Origin of the sequence: Devosia sp. 63-57, assembly GCF_001899045.1 — a bacterium.
Lineage (GTDB): Bacteria > Pseudomonadota > Alphaproteobacteria > Rhizobiales > Devosiaceae > Devosia > Devosia equisanguinis.
In genome coordinates, this window is the sequence record NZ_MKUY01000005.1 from 803,567 (window position 1) to 817,115 (window position 13,549).

General features: G+C 63.9%; 14 protein-coding genes. 7 read left to right on the plus strand and 7 right to left on the minus strand.

Going from position 1 to position 13,549, the window contains the following annotated elements:
- The first annotated feature begins 3 nt into the window (after positions 1–3).
- Entirely contained in the window at positions 4–1,167 is a 1,164-nt protein-coding gene (locus tag BGO80_RS12160; RefSeq protein ID WP_286721681.1) for a FecCD family ABC transporter permease, read from the plus strand.
- Entirely contained in the window at positions 1,164–1,940 is a 777-nt protein-coding gene (locus BGO80_RS12165) for an ABC transporter ATP-binding protein (protein ID WP_286721682.1), read from the plus strand. The genes BGO80_RS12160 and BGO80_RS12165 overlap by 4 nt, the downstream gene beginning before the upstream one ends.
- A 73-nt stretch (positions 1,941–2,013) precedes the next feature.
- Here the strand turns inward: BGO80_RS12165 and BGO80_RS12170 are convergent, their stop codons facing one another.
- Positions 2,014–2,922 carry a helix-turn-helix domain-containing protein gene (locus tag BGO80_RS12170; RefSeq protein ID WP_286721683.1) on the minus strand — a complete coding sequence of 303 codons (909 nt, stop codon included), beginning with the start codon at positions 2,920–2,922 and terminating at the stop codon, positions 2,014–2,016.
- A gap of 129 nt (positions 2,923–3,051) precedes the next feature.
- Here BGO80_RS12170 and BGO80_RS12175 point away from each other — a divergent pair, with 129 nt between their 5' ends.
- Positions 3,052–3,987, plus strand: coding sequence for a phytanoyl-CoA dioxygenase family protein (locus BGO80_RS12175; RefSeq protein ID WP_286721684.1), 936 nt, complete (start codon positions 3,052–3,054; stop codon positions 3,985–3,987).
- A gap of 36 nt (positions 3,988–4,023) precedes the next feature.
- Here the strand turns inward: BGO80_RS12175 and BGO80_RS12180 are convergent, their stop codons facing one another.
- The 6 genes from BGO80_RS12180 to BGO80_RS12205 all read right to left on the minus strand — a co-directional run bounded on the left by BGO80_RS12180 (position 4,024) and on the right by BGO80_RS12205 (position 10,041).
- Positions 4,024–4,539 (minus strand): GNAT family N-acetyltransferase, encoded by a 516-nt coding sequence (locus BGO80_RS12180; protein WP_286721685.1) that lies wholly within the window; start codon positions 4,537–4,539, stop codon positions 4,024–4,026.
- Positions 4,540–4,563: 24 nt separating this feature from the next.
- Positions 4,564–5,631, minus strand: a complete 1,068-nt coding sequence (locus BGO80_RS12185) for a MerR family transcriptional regulator (RefSeq protein ID WP_286721686.1) — start codon at positions 5,629–5,631, stop codon at positions 4,564–4,566.
- A gap of 2 nt (positions 5,632–5,633) precedes the next feature.
- On the minus strand, positions 5,634–7,019 hold the full coding sequence (locus tag BGO80_RS12190; protein WP_286721687.1) for a serine hydrolase: 1,386 nt from the start codon (positions 7,017–7,019) through the stop codon (positions 5,634–5,636).
- Positions 7,020–7,137: 118 nt separating this feature from the next.
- Positions 7,138–7,887 carry an ABC transporter ATP-binding protein gene (locus tag BGO80_RS12195; protein WP_286721688.1) on the minus strand — a complete coding sequence of 250 codons (750 nt, stop codon included), beginning with the start codon at positions 7,885–7,887 and terminating at the stop codon, positions 7,138–7,140.
- On the minus strand, positions 7,887–8,948 hold the full coding sequence (locus BGO80_RS12200) for a FecCD family ABC transporter permease (RefSeq protein WP_502686559.1): 1,062 nt from the start codon (positions 8,946–8,948) through the stop codon (positions 7,887–7,889). Before BGO80_RS12200 ends, BGO80_RS12195 begins: the two co-directional genes overlap by 1 nt.
- A 4-nt stretch (positions 8,949–8,952) precedes the next feature.
- Positions 8,953–10,041 (minus strand): ABC transporter substrate-binding protein, encoded by a 1,089-nt coding sequence (locus tag BGO80_RS12205; RefSeq protein WP_286721689.1) that lies wholly within the window; start codon positions 10,039–10,041, stop codon positions 8,953–8,955.
- A 191-nt stretch (positions 10,042–10,232) separates the two neighbouring features.
- Here BGO80_RS12205 and BGO80_RS12210 point away from each other — a divergent pair, with 191 nt between their 5' ends.
- The 4 genes from BGO80_RS12210 to BGO80_RS12225 all read left to right on the plus strand — a co-directional run bounded on the left by BGO80_RS12210 (position 10,233) and on the right by BGO80_RS12225 (position 13,468).
- A complete protein-coding gene (locus tag BGO80_RS12210) occupies positions 10,233–10,622 on the plus strand; it encodes a hypothetical protein (protein ID WP_286721690.1) in 390 nt (129 codons plus the stop codon).
- Positions 10,623–10,682: 60 nt separating this feature from the next.
- Positions 10,683–11,210, plus strand: a complete 528-nt coding sequence (locus BGO80_RS12215) for a YcnI family copper-binding membrane protein (protein WP_126148889.1) — start codon at positions 10,683–10,685, stop codon at positions 11,208–11,210.
- 66 nt (positions 11,211–11,276) lie between these two features.
- Positions 11,277–12,884, plus strand: a complete 1,608-nt coding sequence (locus BGO80_RS12220; protein WP_286721691.1) for a copper resistance CopC/CopD family protein — start codon at positions 11,277–11,279, stop codon at positions 12,882–12,884.
- 20 nt (positions 12,885–12,904) lie between these two features.
- The gene (locus tag BGO80_RS12225) at positions 12,905–13,468 is read left to right on the plus strand and encodes a copper uptake system-associated protein (RefSeq protein ID WP_286721692.1); all 564 of its coding nucleotides are present in this window, start codon (positions 12,905–12,907) and stop codon (positions 13,466–13,468) included.
- Positions 13,469–13,549: the final 81 nt, after the last annotated feature.

Consider the following 13,549-nt stretch of genomic DNA (forward strand, 5'->3'; position numbering starts at 1 on the left):
GGCATGAATCAGCACCGGCCCGATATCGCCAGGGGTGCCGAGCAGGCACGGCTTCTCGCCGTGCTGCGATCCAAATCTCCTGCCGAGCTGCAGGGAGCGACCGCGTCTGCAACCCAGACACGCGCGCCGCTCCTGCCCTATCCGCTGGCCATGGCGGTGGCGGGCCTGGTGCTGGTGACGCTGGCCATTCTCGGGCTGGTCTTCGGCTCGGTATCGGTGCCGGTCACCGACACGCTAGGCATTCTCCTCAATGCTCTGGTCGGCCACGAAATCGTGCCGGTCACCTGGCGCGGCGTCTATGAAACCATCATCATTGATACGAGGCTCCCGCGCGTTATCCTGGCCGGCGCTGTCGGGGCGACGCTGGCGGCCACCGGCATGACCATCCAGGCCATCGTCCGCAATCCTTTGGCCGGCCCCAGCATTCTCGGCGTGTCCAATGGCGCCGCGACCGGGGCGGTGGTGGTCATGCGCTGGGGCCTTATCGGCCTCGGCGCCTATACGCTCTACCTCTCCGCCTTTGCCGGCGCTTTGGTGACGCTGATGGTTGTATTCTGGGTAGCGCGGGCCGGCGGCCAGATCACGCCCACCCGCCTCGTCCTTGCCGGCATCGCCATGAGCGCGGTGCTCAGCGCCCTGACCAGCCTTCTGGTCCTGACCTCACCGGATCCGCAGTTGGCAGCGCGGGTGCTGTTCTGGACACTGGGCGGCTTTGCCTCGGCACAGTGGAAACTCCTGCCGCTTCCGGTCATCACCATGATCATCGGCCTCGGTGTCATGCTGGTGCAGGCGCGTCGGCTCAACCTCCTCATGGCCGGCGACGAAAGCGCCACCGCGCTTGGGCTGGACGTCAACCGTTTCCGCCAGTCCATGTTCATCCTCACCGCCGCGCTGACAGGCGTCATGGTTGCCGTCTCCGGCGTCATCGGCTTTGTCGGGCTCATCGTGCCCCATATCGTGCGCTTCCTGGTCGGCGCCGACCATCGCCGTGCACTGCCCGCCGTGGCGCTGATCGGCGCCAGCTTCACCATCGCCGCTGATCTGGTGGCGCGGGCAGTAATTTCGCCGCTGGAATTGCCGGTGGGCATCATCACCGCTTTGGTCGGCGGTCCGTTCTTCATCTGGCTGTTGCGCCGCGATGCAAAGGGGCAGGGCCGTTCCTCATGAGCCATATCCAGCCCGGCGCCCTGACGCTCGAGCGCGTCAGCTATGCCATCGACGGCAAGCCCCTGATCGAAGACATCTCGCTCAATGTCGCCCCCGGCGAGATGATCGGCCTTCTCGGCCCCAATGGTGCCGGCAAGTCGAGCCTGTTGCGCACCATCTACCGCACCAACCGCCCCAGCAGCGGCCGGGTGCTGGTCAATGGCGAGGATGTCTGGGCCCGCAATGCCCGCTGGACCGCCCGCCATGTCGGCGCGGTCTTGCAGGACATGCCTGCCGATTTTCCGCTGACGGTGGAGGATGTCATCGCCATGGGCCGCGCCTCGCACAAGCGGCTGCTGGAATCCGATAACAGCGACGACCGCGCCCTGATCGATGCGGCCATCGCCCTGCTGGATCTTGATGCCATGCGCGAGCGCCTGTTCCGCTCACTCTCGGGCGGGGAACGCCAGCGTACTCTGGTGGCCCGCGCCCTGGTGCAGCAACCCGCTGTCCTTGTGCTCGACGAGCCGACCAATCACCTCGATATCCACCACCAGATCAACCTGCTGCGTTTCGTGAGAAGTCTGGGCATCACCGTCATCGCCGCCCTGCACGATCTCAACCTCGCCGCCATGTTCTGCGATCGCCTCTGCCTGCTCGATCATGGCCGGCTGGTAACCACCGGCCTGCCGGACGATGTGTTGACCGAAGACAATCTCGCCCGGGTCTATCGCATCGAAGCCAGCCTCACCCGCAATCCACGCACCGGCACGCTCTGGATCATGCCGGCCTAAGGCGACCAGTATGAGGGCCTTTCAACGGACGGTCCGAGGAAGCGAAAATCAAATGTGAGGGCCTATCTGCGCCTCAGCCAACGCCATTGCCGCTTGGCCGAGGTAGCCTACTGGGATCCGGTCTGGCAGCGTTCCGGAATTTGGCCCGATACTGGCGTGGGGTCATGCCGCGCAGAGCCTTGAACTGGCGGTTGAAATTGGCCAGCGATCGGTAACCCACCGCCTCGGCGATAAAGCCGATCGGCGCCGTGCCTGATGAAAGCCGGGCGCTGGCATCCCCGATCCGCAACCCCGTCACATAGTCGATGACGCTGCCTCCAGTATGGCGCACGAACATCCGATGCAGTCCCGAGACGCTGAGCGCGGCGACCTCTGCCAAAGCTTCTAGACCGATATCCTCGACATAGTGCTGGTGCAGAAAGATGAGCGTGCGGTCGAGGCGCGAGCGATTGCCGCTATCCTGCGGCGGCACCGTGCGCGACAGCGGCTTGGCGTCCGTCGCTTCGGCCAGGCGCGCCAGGATCGAAAAGAGGCCGAGGAGCTTTTCGACCGGCGGCAATCCGAATATGGCCTCGAAATCCTGGCGCAAGCCAAGTCCTGTCTCGGGTCTGAACGCCAGTCCCCCAGCCGCGCGGTCGATAAGCGCCTTGACCGGTTGCAATTCCACCGAGCCCGCAATGGCGGCTTCGATCCACTCCCGCCGAAACCAGAACACCAGCGCCACATGCGGGCCATCTTGCGCGATCTTGGCCTGCGAGGCCCAGCTATGGGGCAGGTTTGGTCCCACCAGGACCAGATCGCCATGGGCATAATTGCCCACTGAATCGCCCACAAAACGCTGCCCCACCGAATTGAGCGTCAGCGTCAGCTCGAATTCGGGGTGGTGATGCCATTGGAACGGAATGGCGTCATCGAGCCGCCGGTTCAAGAGGCTCCATGAGGCGTCGTCCGAGACCGGCACATGTTCAAGATAGGGACGCATCGGGCGCCTTCTTCTACATAGACGCCAGAATAGTATCGAAAATTGCCATGCCAGCACAACACCGTGGGCGCCTTGGTTCTAATCTTGCTGCAACGGGTCGCTGAGAGCGGCCGAAAACGGGAGAAGGACATGCAGCAGGCCACCATGAAACGCGACAGCCACCCAACGACGGCTGCCACCGTTCCGCTCAAGGACATAAAGAAAACCCTGCCCTTGCGGGTGCTCTCCGAGGCTGATTGGCAGCACTGGATCACCAAGGGATATGTCATCGTCCGCCAGGCGGTGCCGGCGGACAATGTCGAGCGGCTGGTCGATCTGCTCTGGGCCTTCGATGAAAAGAACCCGGATGATCCCTCCACCTGGTATGCGCCGCAACGACGCGAGCACAAGATGAAGGAGCTCAACAACACCGGGATGCTGGAGATCTACAATCATCAATATCTCTGGGATAACCGCATGCAGCAGCGCATCTACGATGTCTTTGTCGACATCTGGGACCGCCAGGACCTGTGGGTCACCATTGATCGCGCCAATCTCAATCCGCCCAAAAAGGTCAAGGGCAACCCCAATGGCTTCGTGCATTGGGATGTCGATACCTCGCTCCATCCGCTTCCCATCGGCGTGCAGGGCGTGCTCAGCCTCAAGAAGCAGGATGGCGATGTCGGCGGCTTCCAATGCGTGCCTTATCTGTTCGAGCACTTCGACAAATGGGTCAAAACCCAACCGGCGGATCGTGATCCGATGCATCCGGACATGACCGGATTGAGCCTGGTCAATATCGACATGGAGCCCGGCGATCTGATGATCTTCAATTCGCTCCTGGCCCATGGGGTGCGCCCGAACCATTCCGACAATCGCGTCCGCATGGCCCAGTACATCTCCATGCACCCGGCCGAATATGACAACGAAGCCGAGCGCGCCGAGCGTATCCGCCTCTGGCGCGAACTTGACCATCCCAAGCGCGACGCCTTCCCCGGCGATCCGCGCGAATGGGAAAAGCACAATGCCGAGACCGCAAAGCTGACGCCGCTGGGCGAAAAACTCCTCGGTCTCACCCGCTGGTAGTGCCTTCTAAGCCCTCGGAGTGGTCCGGGGGCACCTTCACCTGACGTAGCGGTAGACCAGGTCCACCGGATCGGGTGCAACAGCGTGTTTGTCTTCGACCGCACTCAAGCGCCGGACCACGGCCAGCGACTTCTCGTTGTCCGGCGCAAAGTAACTCACCAGCGTTGGCAGGCCGCGCACATCGAGCGCCCAATCGCGCAGCGCCGCTGCCGCTTCGGTTGCATAGCCGTGCCCCTCAAAGCCATCGAACAGGAACCAGCCTAGCTCCGGCTCCGTAAAAAGTGGTCCGCCATTGATGCTGACCATGCCCATATCCATGCCGGTCGCCTTGCCGACGATCATCAGCGCCCCATAGCCGAACAGCATCCACGACCCCGCGCAGTGGCAGAACATGCCCCACGCCTCCCGGTCGGTCAGCGGACCGCCCATGGGAATGGCGCGGGACGATTGCATGATGGCGGCATAGGCCGGGTAATCGGCCTGGGTGAGCATGCGCAGCCGCAGCCTCGATGTCTCAAGGCAAAAATCGGGGTCGAATTGCAAAGTCGTCATCGTCGTAAACCCGCCTTTGGGCAATCATTTAAAATAGAGCGTGCTGATCTTTCCCGAGGGGGAAAAGCCGATGCCGATTTCGAGCCGCCCCTGCGCGAAATTGGCAATAAAGATGTCCAGGCCCGTATCGGAAACCCGTGTGAAGTCAAGGCTTTGCAGTGAACCTAAACTCGCCAACACTGCCGCCATGTGGTCTCTTTGCTCCTCTGCCAGGCGTTTGAGGGCTGGGGCAAGATTGTCGAAATCCGGATCGGCGGCGCCATGGGTGGCGATCACCCCGCGGATCGCTGCTGCGCTGGCGGCCAGCGGCTGCTGTTCGGCAATGCGTTGCACCAAGGTTGCCTCGGCCAGTTCGGCGCTGGCGCTGTCAATCGGCGCTGCCGTTTCGACACCACCATCCTGGTGATGGTTGAGCCCGACCACCGCCCCTTCCTTGCGGGTAAAGCTCACCTGCACCGGCAGGCCCTTGATGAAGAACCGATCCGGCGCCTCCGCCCAGAGCCTGTAGGCGGGCTGACCCGGCGGGCAGAAGTGCAGCTTTCCTTCCACCAGTTTCGTGCGCACGACGAGCCCGTCGGCAAATTGCCACGCACCCTCGAGATCCGCCATCTGGTTGTGCGAGAGGCTTGTCGCCACCCGCGGCCGCGCTTGTTCATAGCGAGCCCATCCGGTGGCGGCTTCGGTTTCCGGCGCCCCTTCCATGGTGTGGATCAGTCCCAGAAGGTCTTCGGTGCTGATGCTTTCCCCTTTGTCGAACCGCTGGCGCAACACGTCGATGGCGCGCAGCCCCGTCTCGGCCTGTCGCAACCGCGCCTCAAGGGCGTGCCTCTGTGTGTCCAGCGCCCGGCCGAGATCGGTGACCTGCCCCGATAACAGCGCGCCGATATCCTTGAGGCTGAGCCCAAATGCCTTGAGCGCGACGATCTCGTGCAGCCGCTCGATCTCGCTCCGGCCATAGAGCCGCCAATCCTTGGTGGTGCGGCGGGGGCTGATCAGTCCCCGCTGCTCATAAAGCCTAAGGGCACGGATGGAGAGCCCGGTGCGTGTGGCGCATTGCTGCGCGGTCAGCCATTCCTCCGTGTCCTTGCCCATGCCTATTCCCGCTCGGCCCGCTGCGTCACGCCATTCTGGTAAAGCTCCAGCCCCACAACCGCCCCGGCCTCGTCGCGCAGGAACCGCACCAATGCGTCCACTTCGGGCGAACCGAATTCGGTTTCGGACAACGCCCGCACGCGCAGCCGCCCCTGTCCGGTCCCCTGCACATAGAGCCGTCCGTCCATGTGCGTGACGTCGAGAGCAAAATCAGGTGTCAGCCGATAGAGCCCCACATAGTCGGCCAATACGTCCTCTGGCACGGCGAATTCGGGCGGCATGGCCGTGCGTTCCGCATAAGGCTTGTTCGGATCGAGCAGATGCACGCCGAGCGCATCGATGTCACCGGAGGTCACCTGGTTGGAGAGGAGCACGAGCCCCATGCCGGTCTCGGGCCGATAAGCCATCAGGGCGCTGAACCCACCGGTCATGCCATTGTGCCAGACGATCCCGTCGGTATCCAACCAACCCAACCCGATCCTGGCGCCGCCCATGCCGGTGGGGCGGAAGGTTTCGAGCATCAGCGCAAAGGCCGGGTCGAGCGCGCTGGGGGTGGCGCCGCTGGCCGCGGCAATGAACTTGCCCATGTCCCGCGCGGTCGAACGCCAGCCTCCGGCCGGGGTAAACAGACCCAGGTTCCAGTCGCTGGTGGCATCGCCATTGATGTCGTGCCCCTGGGCAAAGTCGCGATCCGCCGGCACGGCGACGAAGGTGCTGTCCATGCCGAGCGGCGTCAAGATGCGCTCCTTGACGAGGCTCTCATAGCTTTGCCCACTTGCCGTCTCCAGCGCCAGACCCAACAGTGTCGTGCCGGTATTGGAATATTCAAAGCTCTGGCCCGGCGCCCGAGGCGGGGTGAAGCCGGCAAGAAAATCCGCCAAGTCTACGCTGGAAAAGCCCGCATAGGGGTCGTCAGCGCTGGCCGCCAGCACAGCCGGGGGCACCGAGGGCAGGCCCGAATGATGGGTGGCGAGATCGAAAATGGTGATCTGCCGCCCATCCTTTTCCGGCAGCATCAGGCCTTCGGGCATATGGTCTTGTGCGGCATCTTCCAGCGCCAGCCGCCCCTCGAGCACCAGGTCCGCCAGCAGCAGATTGGTGAAAATCTTCGAGATCGAGCCGATTTCAAACACTGTGTCGGCGGTCACGGCAGCGGCGTTTGCTGCGCCCGACGTGCCGTAGCCAGCCAGTAGCGTGTCGTGCCCGGGCGCGCTCAGCGCCAGGGCCACGCCCGTCGCCTGTCCCGCCGCGATATGGCGGGGGATCAGCTCTTCCGCGCGTTCAAGCGTCGCGTCGATCTCCTCTGCCCCAGCCTGTGCCACGCCGCAAAGCGGCAGCACTGTTCCCATCACGATCGCCAGCGCCAATCCGATTCTGCTCAATGCCATGGGGTCTTCCTTTCCATTCGACGCCCGGGCGGGCGCCTGCGAAAAGGGGCATTACCCTATGACCTAAGGTCCGGTTCAACCCATAAATGGCGCTGGCGTCACAAAATCATCCCGCCCCTCAGGCGGCACGTGCCCCCGCAAAGGCCGGCAATACGGCGCGTTGCCCGGTTCCCTCGAGCGCAACGAAGCACATCGGCACCCCGTAAAGCCGCTGCAGATGCTCAGGGGTTACCACCTCATCCACCTTGCCCTTCAGCGCCGGGCCGTTCGGAAGCATCAACAGTGCCGTGTCGGCAATGGCCAGCGCGTGGTTGGGGTCATGCGTGGTAAAGACGATGGCCTTGTCGCGGCTTTGCCGCAATCCGTCGAGCAGCGTCAGCAGCCTTTGCTGGTTGGCAAGATCGAGCGCGGCGCCAGGTTCATCGAGCACCAGCACGTCCGAGCCGGTGGCCATTGCCCGCGCCAGGAGAACCAATTGCCGTTCGCCGCCCGAGAGATGGTCGAAGCGCTCGGCTTCGAACCGGGCCGCGCCTACCCGCTCCAGCGCCTGCCGCACCACCGCAAAGTCTTCAGCCTTGGGTTGCCCGAACAGGCCCAGGCCCGCCGCGCGGCCCATCACCACCACGTCGATGACGCGGTAGCTCGCCTGCGACGTCGCCGTTTGCGGCACATAGCCGACGATGTCGGGTGCCCGGCGCTGCCCGGTATCGATCCGCTGAAAGCCCAGCATGGCACGCAGCGCCGTGGTCTTGCCCCGTCCATTGGGGCCCAGAATGGCCATGCATTCGCCCTTGGGCACCGAAAAGCTCAGATTTTCGAATATGGTGCGATCGCCGAACCGTACGCTGGCAGTGTTGAGACCGATCATCAGCGGGCACTCCTTTCACGATAGTGCTGGCGCAGCAGCAGCGCAAAGACCGGCGCGCCCACAATGGCAGTAAGCACGCCCAGCGGAATTTCGGCCGCCGTGAGCGTCCGCGCCAGTGTGTCGACCCCGATGAGATAGGCCGCACCCAGAATGGCCGCGGCCGGCAGCAGCTTGCGGTGGTCATGCCCGACGATCAGCCGGCAGGCATGCGGGATGACCAGCCCGATCCAGCCGACAATCCCCGAGACCGCCACCTGTGCGCCCACCACCAGTGCCACCATGGCAAAGATCAGCCAGCGCTCGAGATCGGGCCGGGCGCCGAGGCTACGCGCCTCCGCTTCTTCCAGCGATAGAACATTGAGTCGGAAGCGCAGCGCCCAGAGCACGACGACACCGACGATTATGCCCGGCGCGGCGATGCCCACCCGCTCCCAGGTCGCCGTGGCAAAGCTCCCCAGCAGCCAATAGACGATGGCCGGCAGCGACGAATTGGGGTCGGCGAAATATTGCAGCAGCGATACGAAAGCCGAGAACAGCGCGCCCACCACCATGCCCGAGAGAATGACGGTGACGATCTGCGTCCGACCATCGATACGGGCAATGGCGCCCACCAGGGCCAAGGCCGACAGCCCGAAGACGAAGACCAGCGCCAAGAGCGGCAAGCCCCAGATCCCCAGTGAAATCGCCAGCGCACCGCCAAAGGCGGCGCCCTGCGAAATTCCCAGCACCTGCGGCGACACCAGCGGATTGCGGAACACGCCCTGCAGTGCCGCGCCGGAAATGGCGAGCCCCGCGCCACACAGCCCCGCCAGGATGACGCGCGGCACCCGCACCAGCCAGACGATACGCTCGTCAATGCCTGCGGGCAGGGCGGTGGGGTCGAACAGGCTCGTCCATATGATCGAAAGTGCCCGGTCCACCGGCACCGCATAGCGGCCCACCGTCACACTGACCAGCAGGCTTACAGCCAGAAGCGCCGCAAAGACGGCGAATTGCATCGCCGTCTTCATCTCGCGCTGGGCGGGCCGGCCGACGGCCAGCCCTTCATGTGCTGAGCTCATGGCTTCAGCGGGCCGCGAACTGGTCGTAGCCGGCGGCATCGCCCTGGAACCCGGTCCAAAGAATACCGTCGATATCGGCGTCGCTCAGTTCGTAGTTGTAAAGCACCTTATAGGCGTCCCGCATTTCGGCCCGCAGGTCGTAGTCGAACAGCTCCGGGTGCAGCAACTCGGCCAGCCATATCCAGGTCAATGGCGATTCCTGGTTGGGCGGATCCCAGCGATAGCCGCCCAGTGGCATTTTGTAGACGCGCTTGTTCTGTGCCGCCTGGGTCAGCGACAGGATCGGGTCGTCATAGACCCAGGACACATCCAGTTCCGGTTCGAAACTGTTGAGCAGGATGACGTCGGGATTCCACTGCGCGATCTGTTCGCGATTGATCGACTGGCTGCCGGTCAGTTCGGCAGCGGCATTCTTGCCGCCGGCAAGGTCGATATACCAGTTATTGTAGCTGTTGGGTGCGCCCGAGGCGGTAATGTCGGAGAGAGAGCGGCCCAGATAGAGCACATTGGGCCGCTCTTCGGCGCTCAGCCCTTCTGTCTTGGCAGCGATCGCCGCCATGACCGTGTCGCGCCAGTCCACCAACTGCTCGATGCGCTCAGGCTTGCCGATGGCAGTGGCCAGATTGCGCATATAAGTCTGGGCATTGTCCTCGTTGCCATAGACGATCAGCATCGCGTTGAGACCGGCATTGAGGATTGGATCGACGATCTCCGGGCCACGACCGCCCCATTGGATGACGAGGTCCGGATTGACCGCTGCAAGCGCCTCCACATTAGGGACGAAATCGGTGCCGGTGACGCCGTCGGTGATGTTGAGCGCGTCGGGGAAGATCCGGCCCAGAATACCCTCCCGCAAGGCGGTCAGGGAGAGCGGGTTCATGCCCACCAGCTTCTCGGCGCCGCCATCAATGGCGATGACTCCAGAGGCCATCGGCATCGGAATGGTGACGATGCGTTCGGCGGGCTTGTCGAGCGTGACGGCGCGACCCTCCTGGTCGGTGATGGAAATGGCTTGCGCAAAGGTCGCCGCCGGTAGCAGGGCGAGCAAAATTGTTGCGGCGCCGGTGAGACGGCGCGCGGTGCAGACGGTCATCTTTTTCTCCTTCGCCGGCGCGAGGCATCGCCGACATGGCAAGGGGTATTAAAAGATGATAGTAAGAGTCAAGATATTTGCGGTGCGACGTTCTGCCTGCCAGCACCCATCAGCTCGCGCCTTGCCCTGCGACGAGAAGAACGCTTGAGCCCGCCCCGATTTGCACTTATTGGCAGATGCAGGGGGACTTCATGACCATCTCGGCCGGCAAAATCGTCAGGGAGATCGGGACCGCGCTTGCGGTTCTGGCGATCTATGTCCTGACCATGCTGGCGCCGCTGCATCAGGCGGCGGGGCTGCAGCGTGACCTTGCAGCGCTGGGTTTTGACGCAATTGGCGTCTGGTCGGTCTGTGCCCCGCTGACCGAAACCGATGGCATCGACGGCAAGGGAACTCTGCAGATCAAGTGCCCGGCTGCGGGCATCGGCAAGAATGATCTCGCCGCTATCCTGCCGACTCCGATCGTGTTCGGCCTCTTGCCGGCATCAGGGCCGGTCGTGTTCGCACTCGATTTTAAAACTGCGCTGATCCGACCGGTCGAGCATCCGCGCCAACCGAGAGCCCCTCCAGCCCAAGCCTGATTGACCATTTCTGGCGGCAACCGCCGCTGCAATCAGACCCTTTTTGACTGGAGATCACAGATGATCCGCACTTTCGCTCGCGCCGCCCTGGCTGCCACCACTCTCGTTGCCCTCGCCGTCCCGGCCTTTGCTCATGTGACCCTGGAGACCCAGGAAGCCACCATCGGCAAGTCGTACAAGGCCGTGGTGCGTGTGCCCCATGGCTGTGGTACCGAAGCCACCCACACCGTTCGCGTTCAGATCCCCGAGGGCTTCTTTGCCGTCAAGCCGATGCCAAAGGCCGGCTGGGAGCTGGAAACCGTCACCGGCCCCTATGAAAACGCCTATGACAATCACGGCACCAAGGTGACCGAAGGCGTCAAGGAAATCGTCTGGTCGGGTGGCAATCTCAAGAACGAGTGGTACGACGAGTTCGTCTTCCGCGGCACCTTTGCCGGTTCGCTTGAAGCGGGCACCTTCTACTTCCCGACCATCCAGGAATGCGCCACCGGCGAGGAAGCCTGGCTCGACACTACCGGTGCCGAGAACGCCGAAATGCCGGCCCCCAGCCTCAAGCTGGTCCCGGCCGAAGGCGGCCACAGCCACTAACGGCATTCCCGGGACGGGGCCAGCGGCCCCGTCCCACCCGCTCCGGCAATCCGAAGGGATTTCACCATGACCAGACTGGCGACCCATTTGGGCGCGCTGATGCTGTGCGCGCTTCTGGCGCTGTGCGGCAGCCTGCCTGCCATGGCGCATGCGCAACTGCTTGCCACCAGCCCCGCCGCCAACACTGTGCTCGATAGCGTTCCGACAACTGCAACGCTTACCTTCAACGAACCAGTGACGGCGCTGGCTATCACCCTTATCGGCGCCGATGGCGATCCGCGCGACCTGCTTGCGGCAACCGAGAGCGGCGAGACGCTTGTCGTCACCCTGCCTGCGGAGATGAGCCAGGGCACCCATGCCCTTAGCTGGCGCGTGGTCTCGGTAGATGCCCATCCCATTGCCGGCACGCTGATTTTCTCCGTCGGTACCGCCAGCGCTGCCCCGCTGGCCGAAACTGCCGCCTCCTCCCGCGCGACCACAATCTCCCTCTGGCTCGGCAAGACCGGGCTGTTTATCGCCCTCGTCATTGGTGTCGGCGGTGCCGTCTTCGCGCTGGCTGCACCGCTGCCGGTTCCGGCTCGCCGCGCCGCGATCGCTGCCAGCGCCGTGGGGCTGGTGCTCGCACCGCTGACCCTTGGCCTGCATGGCGCCGATGCCATGGGGCTTGCACCCGATGCCCTGATTGGCACCACCTCCTGGGCTACCGGTTTCCTGACCAGCTACGGCACCAGCGTGCTCCTGCTCCTGGGCGCCTTCGCTCTGGCGCTTGCGGCACTGTTGCTACCCTCTCTTGGCGTCCTTGCCTGGCTGGCCTGGGCGTTTTCGGCTATTGCCTTGGCAGTAAGTGGGCATGCCGGCGCTGCCCAGCCGCAAATGCTGACCCGTGCCGCCGTCATTTTCCACATCGGCGGCATCCTGTTCTGGACGGGTGCGCTCCTGCCTCTGTGGTTTGCGCTGAGCAGTCGCGGCGAGACTGCAGATCGCGCCCTGATCCGTTTTTCCCGCTTCATTCCCTTCGCCGTTCTGCCGCTGCTGGTCTCGGGCATTGTGCTCGCCGTCATCCAGCTCGGAGCGCCCGGACCGGCCTGGCTGAGGCCCTATGGCTATATTCTGGCCGCCAAGCTGGCGCTGCTTGTCCTGCTCCTGGCGCTGGCCCTGTGGAACCGACTCTCCCTCACTGCCCCGGCGCTGAAGGGAGAGCTCAAGGCACGTCATCGCTTGCGATTCTCCATCCGCCTCGAACTCGTTCTGGTGCTGCTTATTCTGGCCCTGGTCGCCGGCTGGCGGTTCACGCCGCCACCGCGTGCCCTGGCCGAAGTCGAGGCAGCCCAGGCCGCACGGGCGGCGCTGCTCGAGCCTATCCATGCCCATGCCATGGATGACAAGATCATGGCCGGCCTTACCATCACCCCCGGCACGGCCGGTCCGGTGCGCATCGAGATCGAGGTCACCGACATCGACTACGAGCCAATCGAGCCCGTCGCCGTGAATATCACCTTCAGTGCCCCCGAACGCGGCATCGAGCCGTTCAAGGCCAGTGCCATGCTCCTCGATGGTCTCTGGATCATCGAGGGCCAGACCATACCCCTGTCCGGACTCTGGGAGCTCATTCTCGACATCCGTGTCGATCGCTTCACCCTCGCGCGTATGGCGACCGAAATCGACATCCCCTGATCAATGCAAGGAACCACGCTATGAATTCCCTTCCCCGCCTTGCCGCTTTGGCACTTCTTGCCATCCTCGCCCCAGCCCTGCCGAGCCTCGCGCATGACACCACGCCCAAGCCGGCTGGCCACGATGCGCATGCCCATGGCGCAGGCGATGCGCACGCTTCCGGCGATGCCCATGCCGGACACGGCAATGGCCACCATGGCAGCGGCACCGCCGTCGATCAGTCGGGCCTGTCCGATGTCGAGGCAATCACCGCAATCAAGCTCGCCATGTTCGACACGCCCGAAAATCCGTTGCATATCGGCCCCATCATCGTCGTCGGCGACTATGCGGTCAGCGGTTGGGACCAGGGCGGCATGGGCGGCCGTGCTTTGATGCGCAAGACCGCAAAGGGCTGGGCCATCCACCTGTGTGCCGGTGCCGGCCTCAAGGACGCTGCGGCGCTTGCAGAGATTGGCGTGCCCGAACATGAGGCCCTGCAGATGGCAACCGAACTGGCCGCCGCCGAGGCCCAGTTGCCGCCCGAAACGGTTGCCCTCTACGACTCTTTCGACGGCACGGTGATGGTTGACGAGACCCTGTTCTGAGCCACTGGCTCTACCCGGCCCATAACTGTGCCGCCCCGGCAGACAATGCGGGGGCGGTACGACTCTGGAGCCGTTCGGGAA